Here is a 15,276-nt window from a genome sequence, read left to right on the forward strand (position 1 = left end):
TAATTTTTGCTGTCATAAAGTTAAACCCTCCAATCCTTTTCCATAATCATTCATCCTTATTGTTTCAATCGAGTACAAAGTTATTCAATCTTACTTTTAGTTTCCATAGTATCCATTACCAGTATAGAACAGAGGTTTTCAATTAAAGATTTCTATAACTGAATTATTTCATCGTATCTTTTTTATTAGTGAGTTGGTCTTTATCTATTGTTGGAGGGGGTTGTTCCATCCATGCATGATCAATCATTAGTTCAGCCCCATCTTTAGCATATTGAGCAATCTCAAGAGATAATCTTTCATAATTTGAAATAAGGTCGTTTCTTTGACTAGCAGCTGCTGCCGTGGCATAATTTCCTGATCCTGCGGCATTCATAAAACCCATATGAAACATCGTTAATTTATCCGAAAAGGGCGGTGTTGTTGAATTGGTAATGGCAACATCTGATGAAACAGGTGGTTGTATATCATTTTCAAGAAGAATTTTTGTAAAGATATCCACATGCTTTTTTGAAATATCCCGACCTCTTAACATCCATTTTTGAATTTTTTCTCTTGGTGAGGTTTGAGCAAAACTAATGGCTAACTTTGTGCCCATGATATTGGTTTGGATATTCATGAATAAATGGGATATTTCCACCGCATTTAAAGGTCTCTGTTTATTAAAAATAGAAGTGCCACCTAGATATTTTTGAGTGTCTACATAATCCGTTTGTGTTGGGTAAGGGATATAAGGCGCTCTAACAAATAATCCTTTTGAAAGAGCCACTGTTGAACTGCGCTCGTATAGTTCTGATGTTTCGTTTAAACCTACTCTGTAATATGCTCTCATATCCTCTCTAGCGCTCATCGAAATAAATCCACCGTATCCTAGTAACCCAATTTTAGCCATATGATTGATATATGTTAGCATAAAGGGGTCTGTATAGAGAGCAGGCGCGTTAAAATTAACATCGTCATTAAAAGTAAATCCTGTAGGTATAGGGATTTGTTCCTCTTTAAAAATCGTTGTTAACTTTTCTAAATGGGTAGATGAAAGGTTATAAGAAAATTGGACAACTGACTTAATTTCTTCATCTTGTACATGTCTTAAGAAATAACCTAACACACACTTGGACATACTATCATTCATATAGCTAGTCCATATCGAAGCTATTTCAGATGAAGTTAATTTTGCTTGATATTCAGGCATAGGGGATGAACCTCCAAAGAATATTTTTTATGAGATGAGTATATTCTTTGTTTAAAAATTGGATATTATGACAGAAGCCAGAGAAAGAATTTTCCTCTGGCTTCTGTCATATTTTAATTTATGGATAGAAATGATAGCTATTCTAAAAGGAACTTCTATAAAACACCGCCATTGATTCGTTTAAATTTCTCTTTTTAAATAACATAAGTAACGAACACTGGTTTATTTAACATGACATAATATTTATCATTACTTAATTCTTTTAAGATAAGTGGGTTTATCTAATCTTAAGTTTCTTCTTTTAATTTCCTTATAAATAATTCGCTCAAGTTCATCATTGAGTTCTTGCTCCACAACTTGACGGTACAATCTTATCAATGTATCATTCGGTGTCAGAAACCAGGGGGACATCATCATTTTCCATCACCTTTACAGATATCAATTTTTAATGGTACATATTTTATTAGTTTTATCATTAGACGCCCATTAAGTTAATATACAACGCTTTTTATTAAATAAATCCTTGATTGAATAACAAAGACTGAATATCTTATCCATTCTTTGTTAACATAAAATATGTTAGAGAAAGTGAAAAATATTTATTTTGTTAAAAAGTATTATATTCCGAGTTTCATCTTCAGATTTTGTGGGTAAAACACTAAATGGATTGGAATTCTTCAAGAAACAGATCTGAAAAGACTGTTTCTTTTTTATATATAAAATAATACAAACCTAGTCTACATAATGTTGATTATAGTACGTAAAAAGGATTTTCAATTTGGAGATCCTTTTAGCTAATTGTAAGTGTTAAGGGCTGTATCCATAACTAAATGAAAAAAGGAAACTAAAGATGATAAACAGCATGGCAGAGGGAATAAAACACAATACAATAAATAGTTTGGCCCTTTTAGTCCGAGCCTTAGTAAACCATTTGAAGTAAATAAAAATTAGAATACCCATTAAGGGCAGGAATAGATAATTTGTTATCCTATCAACCCATTCCGAATTTCTAATCCAATATCCATCAGGAACAGGGCGAATATCTTTATATTGCTGATCAATCCTATTCTTAACGGTGATAAAAAAATAGGAAACTAACAAATAATAAATGATAATTAGGCCCTTAACCCACCAAAATAAGTATTTGTTAGCTATCACGATGATAAAAATAAGAGCCAATGTGATGAAAAAATCTGTGTATTGTTGCATCCGTATAACTCCTCCTAGATAAGGAATGTCCTATATATGAATATTGCCACACGCTTTAATAATTAATGATTAGACGAGTTAGAAACTAGATTAGTTTTGCTTTTTAATCAACCATACCCAAAATATGGATGAAACAAAAAAACGTTTAGAGCATTAACTCTAAACGTAGCAATCTATAATTTATTTAAGAATTCCAAGTTAAGTATCATCTTTCTTTTTTAATTCCAGCATAAGGGCAATAATTCCGATAAGTCCACCTATCGTAAAGAGGTAGGAAGCAAATGGTATGGGTTCATTTATTAATAAACCTCTTACTCCATAAAAACACAATATAATGTTACCGATTAAACCAATTACAACCCTAACATTTTTATTAATATTTTCATCCCCTTTTTTGTATATATAATACCATATAAAGTAAATTATTCTTCCTTTCGTTTCTAGTTTACATAAGATGGATTGTAAGAAATAAAAGGATCTTTAAGCAAAGACCCTTTTTGTTTTGTATCTGTTAATACTTTAAACCTAACAAAACTCATTTTATTAAATTGAATCTTTAAGTTCAGGTGAATGAGTATAGAGTTTGGCTTTAGATGGTTGAACATTGCAGATAAATAGTGAAATGGCCACTAATAACATAATAAATGCCCCTAAAACCACAACGAATCGTATTGAAATTAACTCAGCAGAAATACCAAAGGTGATGGTAAAGATAATGATAAGGAAAGCCTCTATAAACCCATACAGGCTCACAATTCTCCCCATAATATCAATAGGTATATTATTTTGGTAGAAGGTATAAAACCCCGTATTTGCAAAGGCCGTAGCAAAGGATAAAACAAAAAAACCTATAGCTGCTATAAGAAACGTATGAGAAGCTGATAAAAGAACATACCCTCCTGCTGTGATAATAGATCCCATTCCAATCATCCAAGATGTCGGTATCTTTTCGACTATTATGGTATTCAGTAAAGAACCAACTAACACACCTGCTCCAGCGATACTTACTAAAACTCCATACTCACCTTCAGTTAAAGACAGCACCTTAGTAGCAAAAGCTGCTTCTAACGAATCCGTAGCCGTCATCATTACAATGATCATGCTGAATAAGAGATAGACTGCCATGATATATACATACTGACGACTGAATCTAATCACGAGTTTCCAATCATCTTTTAATAACTTGAAAGATATCCTCGTTGTCTCTGTACCTTTTTCTACTTTTGCAGTGGACTCAACATTTAGCATTCTCATTGTGATGAGGGCAGATAATAATAAAGCTCCTGCATTGATATAGATAGCCATATTAGGCGAACCTAATGTAAACATCATTCCTGCTATAGCTGGACCAGTCACGAAAGCTCCAGAATCAAGTAAACTACGAAGTGAATTAAAGCGTTTCCTTTGTCTCATAGGTATCAATTTTGTGATATACGTGATCGAGGTGGAGTGGTACATCGAACTAGCTATGGTAATGATAAAGACCATTCCATAAATCAATCCCAAAGAGGAGAAGAAAGGAAGCAATACAATGAATATGCTTTGAGCAATATCTAATGTAATCATGAGATACTTCTTGTTTAAACGATCGATAAGACTACCAGACCAAATATTCGTAAAAAAGGTAGATAAAGCCCTTATGATATACAAACCAGATACAGCAAGGGCTGATTCGGTCAGGTTAAGAACAATAAGATTTAAAGCTATAAAGTAAATCCAACTTCCCACACTCGAGATACCAATACTAAACAATAAGATAGACGGATAGCGCCAAGTTTCTAATAATTTTTGAAGTCTCAATTTAAATCCCTCCTAAAACATCATCAGATTTTGCAACATCATTCCAAAACCAAATAAAAAAATCCCACCCCCAAGACATGTAAGTCTTGGAGGCGAGATTTTAAATCGCGGTGCCACCCCAGTTTATTAATATGTCGCCATATTAATCTTGTCAGGTACAATTCAATTATCTATACCCTAGCTCTGTAACGGGAGCACCCGTCACACTATCCCCTCTATAATAGGTTCCAATGTGCTGCTCAGAGGCTTGCTTCAATAAAAAAATTCTAACCCTTTTTCAGCTATCAGGGTTCTCTGTGTAGAATTTAGTTTATTTACTCTTCTCTTCATCGCGTTTAATTTTGTATACTTTAACATAATTATATATATATTGTAAATAGTTATATTATATGTAGTATCTAATTGTAATTAACATAATAGATCTTATCGGAAATAAAAAATCTAAGGATTCTTATACTTCCTTAGATTTTTTATTTATATAGAGTTCGATGGTAGCTATACCTAACGAAATGCCAAAGGCTGTTGAAAAGGCTGTTAGAAAATAAATATGAGGTTTAAACAGGATATCGCTGATTAAATTACTGATAAAAAAGATTGAAAAATATATGAAGAATTTTAAAATAGCTTTTTTCAAAAATGCACCTTCTCTAATGTAATATCTATGACCCCTATACCTTGTAGCTTTTCTTAGAAGGAAGGCCGCCAAGTATCTTCACCTTTCCGCCCTTCCCCTTACTACTTCTTTATATGTTGCACCATTACTCTAAAGGATACTTTAATTCAATAAGTATTGTTTTTCGTTATTTATAATAAGCCAAAAAAATCAGTTTTGAATAAGATAAAAAATAATATAATAACAAATAGTAGTTCACTAATAGTTAACTTATAAGCATTAGGGTTTTTTGCATACTTTCTCTCCATAATGGCTCTAACTGTTTCGGAAACCACAATAAAAATAAATAAGATCACCCACGATTGTAAAAACCAAAACCAATCGGTCGAGTCTCTACTTATGTTTATAATAAACCCTATCAATATACTAGCTATCGTAATAATTCTAATAGTCCAATCCATTTTTTTATGTTTTTCATTAACATGATTATATGAAAAGAGTTTCTTTTTCTTCACTTTTAGCCATTTCCTCATGATGGTATTAAACGAAATCCAAAATAACAAAATAATAGCTAATAACGATATAAACCTCAGTCCGAAAGTAGGTTCTATACTGTACATAAATAGCTCCTCCTATTACCTTCCCTCTATAACTTTCTTATACGTTTCTATATCATTCTGGTTTCGATTTTAGCTAACATAAAACATGGTGAGGAAAGTAAAAAAGCGTAGACTTGTTCAGTAACAACGAGTCTGCGCTTTTCCTTTTCGTTTATATATACTACTTTTACGTCGGGTTTTTTTGTATTGTATTTTAATTACTACTATGAAAATTGAGTTTTTTCATTAAAAGTTTCCTGTATTAAGCATCTTTTCTTGTTCGACCTGGTTTTGTTCCTCTGCCGTAATATGAATTTCAATATCTCTATTCTCTAGTGGAACGTTACCCATAGTGTTATAAGTCCTTGCTTCAGCTTGGTTTTGTTCTTCTGCTGTTAGGTGAACTTCAACATTCTTATTTGATTCTTCAGATGATAATGGCGAAATAACATGGTGACTCATAAACATAGATGTAGATAACCCCAAAATAGATGTACATATTAATAAATGTTTTTTAATAATAATCTTAGACAACCCTTTCCTTTTACCAAATAATAGTTATACATACAATTTTACATAATAGGAATTAAAAAACAATTAAAAATAATCTTTTCGATATAGAAGTACATAAATCTGCTGTATAAAGCTAGTTAATGTAAACTAAATTATAGAAACCTTTCCATTTCTTTAAATGCCGTTCTATTTACGATACACTTATAACACATCTAATATCCATATAAGGGTAATTAAGTAACCAAATGGAGGATAATATGAAATATTTTCAAGTATTATCATTTTTAGTTTTATTCACTTTTGTAGGGTTAACAGGTTGTTCGCAAAAAGAATCTGTTACAAGTATTTCTAATGTTGAAGAGAAACACCTAAAAGAATATAGTGGAACTTATGTAGGCGATAATTCTAAGGTAATGGCTATTATTCAATCCTTACCTGGAGGAGAAACGTTGAAGGAATTAGATTTAGATAATAAGTCACTCAGAGTAACATATGGTTATAACGATGGCTCTGTGTCAGAAAATGATATTTTACAGTACTGGTTTGATGGTAAAAAAACTCTAGAGAAGAATTTTCTTTATAACGCTATCTATTTAACAGTATTAGTACCCAATGCTCAAAGGTACAGTTTTGAAGTAGACAATCAGTCTTTTTCCATATCAAGAAAAGAAATGAGTACTTTTATATCCAAAAATATTGATTCATTACCAAGTGGGGATGAGTTATTAAAGAAGAAAAAAGCCCAGAATTTTATCGAAAGGAATAGAAAAAAGATTGATAGTATGGTTGAATCAAAGCAATCCATCAAACAATTCTTCGGAAATTACCCTATAAAGGAACTGCAGGGATGAGGGATATACTATACATAATTGGTTAGTTAACATAAAACATGTTCCCGGAAGTAAAAAAAGCACAAACCTGTTCAGTAACAACGGGTTTGCGCTTTTTATTTTCCTTTATATATACCTTTATGGGCCCGTTACCAGATGCAAGTGTATTTCTACTATTAAAGATTTAGCTTAGAAGTGAAAGCATACTCTTGATAGCTTGGTATCCAAATGTAAGACCAAAACCTATTAAGACTACACCAGCTATAATGGAAACCCACTTTAACACATTTAGGTTTAATCGTTTACGTCCGAAGTGAACAATCGTAGCCATGAATAAATCCCAACATGTAATTCCTACGAATATGGCCGTACTATACAATAGAGCTTCTTGTTTTCCTAATTTATTTATAACGCTTGTTAACATAGATCCATAAATCCCAATCCAAAAAACGATATTTAAGGGGTTCGATACAGCAATTAAGAAACCTGATAAAAATGATTTTCCTAAGGACTCTTTCTTTTGAGCATTTATATCTTCAGAAATATTCATTGAAACATTTCTAATACTATCGTATCCTAGATAGCTTAACGTAATAAACCCCAAAAGCCACATAGTGAGTTTGACACCTCCGTACTCAAAAATACGTGTTATTCCAAAATAAATGAGTAGCATCATACATACGTCAGCAATCATGGCACCAATTCCTACAAGCCATGCATTCCAAAATCCATTTTTTATTCCCTTATTGATTTGAGCTACATTAATAGGACCTACTGGTGCAGATAGGGAAATGCCTAAAAGAAAGTAACTAAAAAGACCACTAGTCATGTGTTTCACCTCTATAATTGGATGATGCATTACGATTTTTTTCTTTCCTCTTTCTCCATGTTATATAGGAAAGACAAATAATCACTACACTGATAGGTATAACAACAGAAGTTCCTATAAAGGGGTAAGCAGCTAAGCATAAGATGCACGATAAGAAAGCTAATGCCTTTCCTAGTTTATGCTTAATCAATTTTACCCCTGCAGCTGTACCAATCACATATGTCGCAATAGCTAATGAATTGGGCACTAATACTAATTGATCTAACCTAATATTTAAAATGAAACTAATCACTACACCGGCTACGGAGAATAGACCAACTAGAAGTACAGATCTATGAGGTACAGCATTTTTACTATCATATTTATCTAGCCATTTTGGTGCTAATTTATCATGAGCTAAGGAATAGCCTAGACGGCTAATACCAGCAATAAATGCATTCGTTGTACCTAAACATATAGTAAGAGCCACTATTCCAGTTATCCATGCACCATTCAAACCGACAACTTTCCTCACTACTTCGGCTAAGGAGGCATTATTTAGTGCTTGTTCAGTGGATGTCCCTCCTAGTGTATAGGATTGCGTTCCCACTACAGCTAAGGCAATTCCGATATACAAAATACCCACTATACATATAGCTCCCCATGTTGAGAACATAATGTTTCTCTTTCTAGGTTGCTTAAATTCTGGAGCTAAGCTTGATATCGCTTCCCATCCAAAAAAAGACCAAAATATTAACATAGCAGACTGTCCCACTGACATGATATTGTCTTGATTAATACGTAAAGATAACTGATGGTATTGAATGTGTGGCAGAGATAACAAAATAGTGGAAAGTAAGATGAGAAATGTGAGAGCAGCGATAACAAGTTGAACTTTACCACTCGTCTTTAACCCAAAATAATTCCCAACGGTAGCGATTATGAGTAATAAAACAGCGATTATGTATGCAAAGAAATCTGGTAAATCGAACGCAAAGGCTATGTACATTCCTCCTGTTAGTGACACGATTATTTGCCCAAAGCTTCCAGCTATGAAGAATAACCATCCAGATAAAGCTCCTGTATAATACCCAAATGCTTTATTAGCAAATGTAGCGATTCCCCCTGAACTGGGATACTCAATGGAGAGACAGGCAAACGTGCAGGCAAGTGGAATACTTAATAACACCATCCCTATCCATGCTATCAGTGAATGGCTTCCAGATATTCCTGCTGTTATGCCCGGTAATATTAAGATTCCTGAACCTAATACAGCACCCACATATAGTGCTACTCCGTGAGGAGCTGAAATACTTTGTTTTGATGACTTATCCAATACACTTCCTCCTTAATCTATAGGTTTACTAGCATTATAAAAAACAATAAGGTATATTTATATGCAGAAATGTACAAATAACGGATTTAACATTTTATTTTTGGATAAAAATCATCTGAATCATAAACAAAAGTGAAAAAGGGTGAAAAGAGTGGACTATATTGATTACAAAATCCTTAAACTTCTTCAGGAAGACAGTAGAATGACCATTATCCAATTGTCTAAAGAACTTCACCTTAGTCGTCCTAGCATAAAAGAACGCTTAAGACGACTTCAAGAAAGTGGAGTAATCGAGGGATTTACTACTCGTATATCTCCAGAAGCCATCGGAAAAGATGTACAGGCCATTATTCAGATTGGAAGTTTAAAATGTAAATGTCGGGATTTTGAAGATAAAATACGAAATGAGAAAGATATTTTAGAGTGTCATCGGGTTACAGGAACAAATAGTTATTTTATGAAAACGGCAGTGGCGTCTATGCATCAATTAGAGGATTTAGTAGATAAACTTATTCCTTATGGTCAAGTAACAACATCTATTATATTTTCATCTTCTATATCCCATCGTCCTTTGCTGCCAGACATCGAGGAAGAAAAGCTAGTTAGTGAATAATAAATATCAAATAAATTTTAGTTAACATAACCTATATTATCAGAAGTAAAACAGGCGTAAAACCTTTGATTGACAAGGGTTTTACGCTTTTCACTTTTCCCATAAGTATAATTTTATGGATGAATTTTGAACTCTGCCTATATTCTTTTTCTATAAATCTAGATTAAAAATAGATATCCTGTCTAATTAATGAAATCCCATCAATTCTTTAACTTGATTAACGTTTTTTATAGAAGTTAATGTTTCTAATAATAAGAAGGCAACATCAAAACCAGTACTAGGATTTGAAGAAGTAATAATATTTTTATCTACAACGATATACTCATCTTGAACTAAGACACCCATCTCTTTTAATTGTTTTTTTCTAACACTACTAGGGTGACTGTATGTAGTAGCTTTCCTACCTTTTAAAATCCCACTTTTCCCAAGTGAAAGGGCAGCAACACAAATACTCGCTATAGGTTTTCCCATTTTGTCAAATTCACGGATCACTTGCAAAAACCTTTCATCAAAAGCATCTTCGTAAAAATGAGCTTCTTCAAAACCACCCGGTATGGCAAGAGCATCAAATTCCTTTACATTGATATCTGAAACTAACATTTCTGGGGTTACAGTAAAATTCCAGGTGCATGTAAGTGTTGAGTGTAAACCAACCGTGACTAAATCTGTTGTACCATCTCCTTCAAATTTATTCCAACCGAATACATCTGTGAAAACACTGGCTTCTACAGCTTCAAACCCATTTGCTAAAAGCAACAATACCTTTTTCATTTCATCATCTCCCTTTCATTTATTTTATTAAATAACTTTCATGTCTTACATATAGATAATTAGGTTATCTCTTATAGTAACTTTACTAAGTTAGAAAATTGTTTGATAATACTTAATAAAAAAAGGATGATAATGAAATGGACTTAATAGATAAAACAATACTTCACGAATTGCAATTGAATGCCAAGATATCAATGAAAGAATTGGCCCAAAAGGTTTATTTGTCGCCTCCTTCTACCATTGAACGAGTAAGAAAACTAGAAGAGAAAGGGATTATCAAGGGATATAAAGCAATTATTGATGCAGAAAAACTAAATAAAAATATAACGGCGTTTGTTTTGTTTGAAACAACGAAGTGTAAGGATTTGGTGGAATTTTGTAGTCAACACCCTGATGTAATAGAATATTACCGTGTTGCTGGGCAAATCAGTTACATAGCGAGAGTATGTACAGAATCCGTTCATACCTTAGAGGAGTTTATTGATCAGGCCATGATGTATGGTACCCCTTCTACGAACATCGTTTTATCCTCAAACGAGGATATGGAAACAAAATTAACTGGAATTAATAGTACTGTATAATTCTTAGAGACAATTATTTTAACAAATCGTATGTTCGTTTAATAAAACTTAGTTAACATAAAATGTATTACAGGAAGTAATAAAAGCTCAAACTCATTGAATGCCAATAAGTTTGAGCTTTTTCTTGTCATTTAAGTATACTTTTATGGACTGATTTTTTTACACATAAATCAAATAATTTATTCAATTGTCGAGTTTACTTTAACGCAAGCCATTCAAAAACATTTGAGTAATTTCAGGACCATATTTTATCAAATTATCGCTATCAATCGCTTGACTCTTCAATCCCTCCGTGAAAATATGCATTAACATCAGTAATACCTCATCAGAATATGCGGGATTAATTTTTCCTTCCTTACGCCCTTTTTGAAACATTCTTAAAACTAATCGATCACTTTTTTCTTGTGCATCCTTATCAAAAAAAGTCGGGTCGTTTGCAAATTGCTGCATTACATTATGAAAAAAGATTGATGTCGTACTTTGGATTTTTTTCATTTTATATTGCGTGAGTTCCATATACGTTTGTTCAAATGATAAATTACTTTCAATCAAACGTTCATATTCTTCAAGGATGGAAGCAAATGAATTATGAATCGTTGTATTCATTAAATTATCTTTTGTATTGTAATAATTAAATAAAGTTACTTTACTCACAGCAGCCCTTTTTGCAATCTCGTCCATGGTTATATTTGTGATGTCCTTTTTATTCAGCAATTCAAGCGTAGCTTCTTCAATATCTTTCATTTTCTTTTCTCGTCTTATATCAAAACCATTTTTCTTCGTCATCTTCTCACCACATTTTTTTCCTTTTTCAATTACTTTCTACATATATATAGTATTTCTTTTTTTGAACTAATTCAAACTTTTTAATTAAAAATAGTTTGAATATACATAGTAACAGGCGTATATTATGAACTATAAAGTTGATTTCAGTAAAAAATTAATTCTCATAGAATAGGAGATGAGACGAATGGTTATATCAGAAATTAAAGGGTTGCAAAAAAAGTATAAATCTACCCAAGCCTTAAAAAATGTAACGATGGATTTAAAAAGAGGTGAAGTATTAGGGTTTATCGGACCGAATGGGGCCGGAAAATCGACGACCATCCGAATCCTACTCGGCATTATCAAATCTAGTGGAGGAACAGCCAAGATCTTCGGAAAGGATGTCTGGAAAGATTCGATTGAAATCCATAAACGACTTGCATACGTTCCTGGTGATGTAAATCTTTGGCCAAATTTAACAGGTGGTGAAATTATTAATGTATTTATGCGCCTGCAAGGTACAAAGAACGAGGCACGACGCGATGAATTAATTCACAAATTTCAACTTGATCCGAAGAAAAAAGCACGAACTTATTCAAAAGGAAATCGTCAAAAGGTTGCCCTTATTGCCGCGCTTGCTAGTGATGCCGAACTTTATATTTTTGATGAACCGACTAGTGGTCTCGATCCTTTGATGGAAGCTGTTTTCCAAGAAGAAGTGGAGAATTTAAAAAATCAAGGAAAATCCATCCTTCTTTCCAGCCATATCTTAAGTGAGGTAGAACGCTTATGTGACCGCGTAGCGATTATTCGTCAAGGAGAAGTAATCGAAACCGGAACATTAGATGAATTAAGACATTTAACTCGATATCAATACAAGGTTACGACTCGTGACGTCCCGATTGGATTAAAACAAGTGAGCGGTGTACATGACCTAGTGATAAATGGCAAAGAAGCTGTATTCCAAGCCGACAGTGATCAAATTGAGGTCATTCTAGAAGCAATCATGCCTTACCATGTAACAAAGCTAGAGAGTGTGCCACCGACTCTTGAAGCCTTGTTTATGCGTCATTACACTGGAAAGTAGATGAGAAAAATGAAAAATCGATTTAATATGACTGGCGTACTTTTCCTTCATATATTACGTAGAGATTGGTTAAAGCTTCTCATTTGGGCAGTGGCCTTGAGTCTTTTCGCAGGTGGCTTTGCGAGTGCGATATATGAAATGTATGGAAAAGACCCTATTGGATTGATAGCTATGTATGAAACCTTGAAAAATCCAGCAATGATTGCCATGCTTGGACCAACATCTGCTAGTGCCGAAACTTATACTGTGGGGGCAATGTACGCACATGAAATGATCCTCTTTACGGCACTCGTATTTGGCATTGTATCTATTATGCACGTAATCAGTCGTACAAGGAAAGAAGAGGATGATGGAATAACGGAACTTATCCGTTCCTTTCAAGTTGGACGACTGGCCAACACGACTGCAATCGTTATCGAAATGTTTCTTTTACATTTAGTTATAATCGCCCTTTCTACAGGTTTGCTACAAGTTCAAAATGTACCTGGAATGAATTTTTCTAGTAATTTATTATATTCCACTTCATTAGGTATACAAGGTTTCTTATGGGCAATGATTGCACTGATATTTGTCCAATTAGCAGCTGGAGCTGGAAGTGCAAGAGGACTAAGCTTCTTGACTCTTGGATTTTTTTACATTCTTCGAATGGCAACAGATATGAACGCATTGGGTGCTTCTTGGTTCAACCCTCTAGGATGGAGCTATCTAGTAAATGTTTATGTTAATGATAGCTGGCTTCCAATCGTTATTGCTTTCGTTGCCAGTATCGTTTTTATAGCACTAGCATATATTTTAGAACAGGCTCGAGATCTGGGAGCTGGATATTTACCAGAACGTTCTGGGCATGCATATGCAAAAGAACGTCTGTTGAGTCTTCCCGGTCTAGTATTACGACTGCAAAAAATATTTATTATTGGCTGGCTCTTCGCCCTCTTTATATGTGGAGCTATGTATGGGTCAATTTTTGGAGATATGGATGACTTTGTAAGTGAAAATGAAATCATGAAGCAAATGTTCCTTCATAATTCAGGTTACACTATACAAGAGCAATTTATGAGCGTTCTCTTCGTGGTTTTATCTCTACTATCTACGATTTTTATTGTAGGAAGTCTCATGAAGCTCGTAAACGAAGAAAAGAAGGGGCGCTGGGATCAACTTTATGCTACTAAATTAAGTCGCACAAAATTCTATTGGTACCATGTAATTATGGCTTCCATACTAGGAGTGATTGGACAATTTTCTGCGATATTCGGGCTCTATTTAGCCCAACGAAGTGTCATGAACACACCGTTAAGTTTATGGGAAATCACTAGGGCTGGAATTGTGTGGATACCCGCGATTTTCTTCTTTATTGGTATTTTAGCGATCCTAATCGGTTGGTTGCCACGCTTTACGGTGATCATTTGGGCCTATCTAGTATTTGCTTTCTTTATCAGTTATTTTGGGCAAATGATGGATATTCCGGAATTCGCAACTAACCTAGATGTATTTAGTTATATTCCAAAAATTCCAATTGAAGAGTGGAAATGGGGTACAATTATCATCATTAAATTGATAGCTCTTTTAATGATGATTGTCGGCTTCATCGGTTATAAAAAACGGGATTTAGTTAGTAAGTAAAAAAAAGAATTGTATAGGTAATTTTCAAGTATCCTTTTTACAGTTTTTCTTTAAATTATATCTTTCAGTATCACACAAAATTAAAATGAATACCTTATACAAAGTTAGTTCACATGATAGATCTTACAGGAAGTGCATAAAATTCCATATGTTAAGTAAAATATAAAAGATACCGTTAGGCCTCAAGCACCCCCTATTCTATATAAGCGTGTTGATGTAAAAAAGACTACCTCTCGATTTTCTCGTCTTTCTTTCAAGAGGTAGTCTTTTTTCTTTTTATAACTGTATACTCTATACATATTTAGTTCACATAATGTGATTTATAAGAAGCGAAGTATATTTTTAAAAATGCTATGTACTATGTTTCATTTTAAATATTCGGGGTAAAGGATAAAAGGGATTGGAATTCCTCAAGGAACAGATCTGAAAAGACTGTTTCTTTTTTATGTATATGAAATACAAACTAGTTCCCATAATGTTGATTCCAGAAAGTAAAAAAGTGTAAGCCCGTTCAGTAACAACGAGTTTGCACTTTTTCTTTTTATTTATATATACTTTTACGGACGCGAATTAAACTAAAAGAACCTCACCCATATGTATAAATTATCCTTACGTATACATTCTAAAAGTAAAGTTTTTAAAAAAGGATGATACGATGAATTTTATATGGCAATCCGCCATTCTTATTTTGGCTGGTATTTTTTTATTACGAATCGCTGGAAGAAAATCGATTTCCCAGATGACACTACCTCAAACTGTCGTCATGATTTCTCTAGGTACAATTATTGTTCAACCCATTGTAGAAAAAAGTATGGTGAAAGCCATTGGAGGAGCAGCTGTCTTTACCCTTGCTATTGTTGTTTTAGAATATATACAAGTAAAATCTAATGCATTCGAAAAGTTTTTGACAGGTAAATCGAAAACAGTGATCCAAAATGGACA

At 33.4% G+C, this 15,276-nt stretch carries 14 protein-coding genes and 1 other annotated feature; of the genes, 6 read left to right on the plus strand and 8 right to left on the minus strand.

Annotation, left to right across the window (positions count from 1 at the left end; translation table 11 throughout):
- Positions 1–163: 163 nt before the first annotated feature.
- The 4 genes from B9N79_RS25360 to B9N79_RS25390 all read right to left on the minus strand — a co-directional run bounded on the left by B9N79_RS25360 (position 164) and on the right by B9N79_RS25390 (position 5,878).
- Entirely contained in the window at positions 164–1,189 is a 1,026-nt protein-coding gene (locus B9N79_RS25360; protein WP_085119389.1) for a DUF3231 family protein, read from the minus strand.
- 1,752 nt (positions 1,190–2,941) lie between these two features.
- Positions 2,942–4,198 carry an MFS transporter gene (locus tag B9N79_RS25375; RefSeq protein ID WP_085119393.1) on the minus strand — a complete coding sequence of 419 codons (1,257 nt, stop codon included), beginning with the start codon at positions 4,196–4,198 and terminating at the stop codon, positions 2,942–2,944.
- An 85-nt stretch (positions 4,199–4,283) separates the two neighbouring features.
- Positions 4,284–4,537: a binding site (T-box leader), on the minus strand.
- A gap of 465 nt (positions 4,538–5,002) precedes the next feature.
- The gene (locus tag B9N79_RS25385) at positions 5,003–5,431 is read right to left on the minus strand and encodes a DUF4181 domain-containing protein (RefSeq protein WP_019392366.1); all 429 of its coding nucleotides are present in this window, start codon (positions 5,429–5,431) and stop codon (positions 5,003–5,005) included.
- Positions 5,432–5,656: 225 nt separating this feature from the next.
- The gene (locus B9N79_RS25390) at positions 5,657–5,878 is read right to left on the minus strand and encodes a hypothetical protein (RefSeq protein WP_240516728.1); all 222 of its coding nucleotides are present in this window, start codon (positions 5,876–5,878) and stop codon (positions 5,657–5,659) included.
- Positions 5,879–6,180: 302 nt separating this feature from the next.
- Here B9N79_RS25390 and B9N79_RS25395 point away from each other — a divergent pair, with 302 nt between their 5' ends.
- Positions 6,181–6,774, plus strand: a complete 594-nt coding sequence (locus B9N79_RS25395) for a DUF4825 domain-containing protein (protein WP_085119399.1) — start codon at positions 6,181–6,183, stop codon at positions 6,772–6,774.
- Between the two features lie 163 nt (positions 6,775–6,937).
- On the opposite strand, the gene B9N79_RS25400 is transcribed toward B9N79_RS25395, so the two are convergent.
- Positions 6,938–7,582, minus strand: coding sequence for a LysE family transporter (locus B9N79_RS25400; protein WP_085119401.1), 645 nt, complete (start codon positions 7,580–7,582; stop codon positions 6,938–6,940).
- The gene (locus B9N79_RS25405; RefSeq protein ID WP_085119403.1) at positions 7,575–8,897 is read right to left on the minus strand and encodes an APC family permease; all 1,323 of its coding nucleotides are present in this window, start codon (positions 8,895–8,897) and stop codon (positions 7,575–7,577) included. Before B9N79_RS25405 ends, B9N79_RS25400 begins: the two co-directional genes overlap by 8 nt.
- A 151-nt stretch (positions 8,898–9,048) precedes the next feature.
- Between B9N79_RS25405 and B9N79_RS25410 the strand changes: the two genes are divergently transcribed.
- Positions 9,049–9,510, plus strand: coding sequence for an Lrp/AsnC family transcriptional regulator (locus B9N79_RS25410; protein ID WP_085119405.1), 462 nt, complete (start codon positions 9,049–9,051; stop codon positions 9,508–9,510).
- A gap of 186 nt (positions 9,511–9,696) precedes the next feature.
- On the opposite strand, the gene B9N79_RS25415 is transcribed toward B9N79_RS25410, so the two are convergent.
- Complete coding sequence (locus B9N79_RS25415) at positions 9,697–10,281, minus strand: DJ-1/PfpI family protein (protein ID WP_040060532.1); 585 nt, start codon at positions 10,279–10,281, stop codon at positions 9,697–9,699.
- Positions 10,282–10,418: 137 nt separating this feature from the next.
- On the opposite strand from B9N79_RS25415, the gene B9N79_RS25420 reads away from it, so the two are divergent.
- Complete coding sequence (locus tag B9N79_RS25420; protein WP_040060529.1) at positions 10,419–10,862, plus strand: Lrp/AsnC family transcriptional regulator; 444 nt, start codon at positions 10,419–10,421, stop codon at positions 10,860–10,862.
- Positions 10,863–11,063: 201 nt separating this feature from the next.
- Here the strand turns inward: B9N79_RS25420 and B9N79_RS25425 are convergent, their stop codons facing one another.
- Entirely contained in the window at positions 11,064–11,648 is a 585-nt protein-coding gene (locus B9N79_RS25425; RefSeq protein WP_085119408.1) for a TetR/AcrR family transcriptional regulator, read from the minus strand.
- A 184-nt stretch (positions 11,649–11,832) separates the two neighbouring features.
- Between B9N79_RS25425 and B9N79_RS25430 the strand changes: the two genes are divergently transcribed.
- The 3 genes from B9N79_RS25430 to B9N79_RS25440 all read left to right on the plus strand — a co-directional run.
- Positions 11,833–12,714, plus strand: a complete 882-nt coding sequence (locus B9N79_RS25430) for an ABC transporter ATP-binding protein (RefSeq protein ID WP_205635682.1) — start codon at positions 11,833–11,835, stop codon at positions 12,712–12,714.
- A gap of 246 nt (positions 12,715–12,960) precedes the next feature.
- Positions 12,961–14,334 (plus strand): ABC transporter permease, encoded by a 1,374-nt coding sequence (locus tag B9N79_RS25435; protein WP_139814850.1) that lies wholly within the window; start codon positions 12,961–12,963, stop codon positions 14,332–14,334.
- Positions 14,335–14,989: 655 nt separating this feature from the next.
- Positions 14,990–15,276, plus strand: a 287-nt coding sequence (locus B9N79_RS25440) for a DUF421 domain-containing protein (protein ID WP_139814851.1), incomplete at its 3' end; no start/stop codon positions are given.

This window comes from Priestia filamentosa (genome assembly GCF_900177535.1).
Lineage (GTDB): Bacteria > Bacillota > Bacilli > Bacillales > Bacillaceae_H > Bacillus_I > Bacillus_I filamentosa.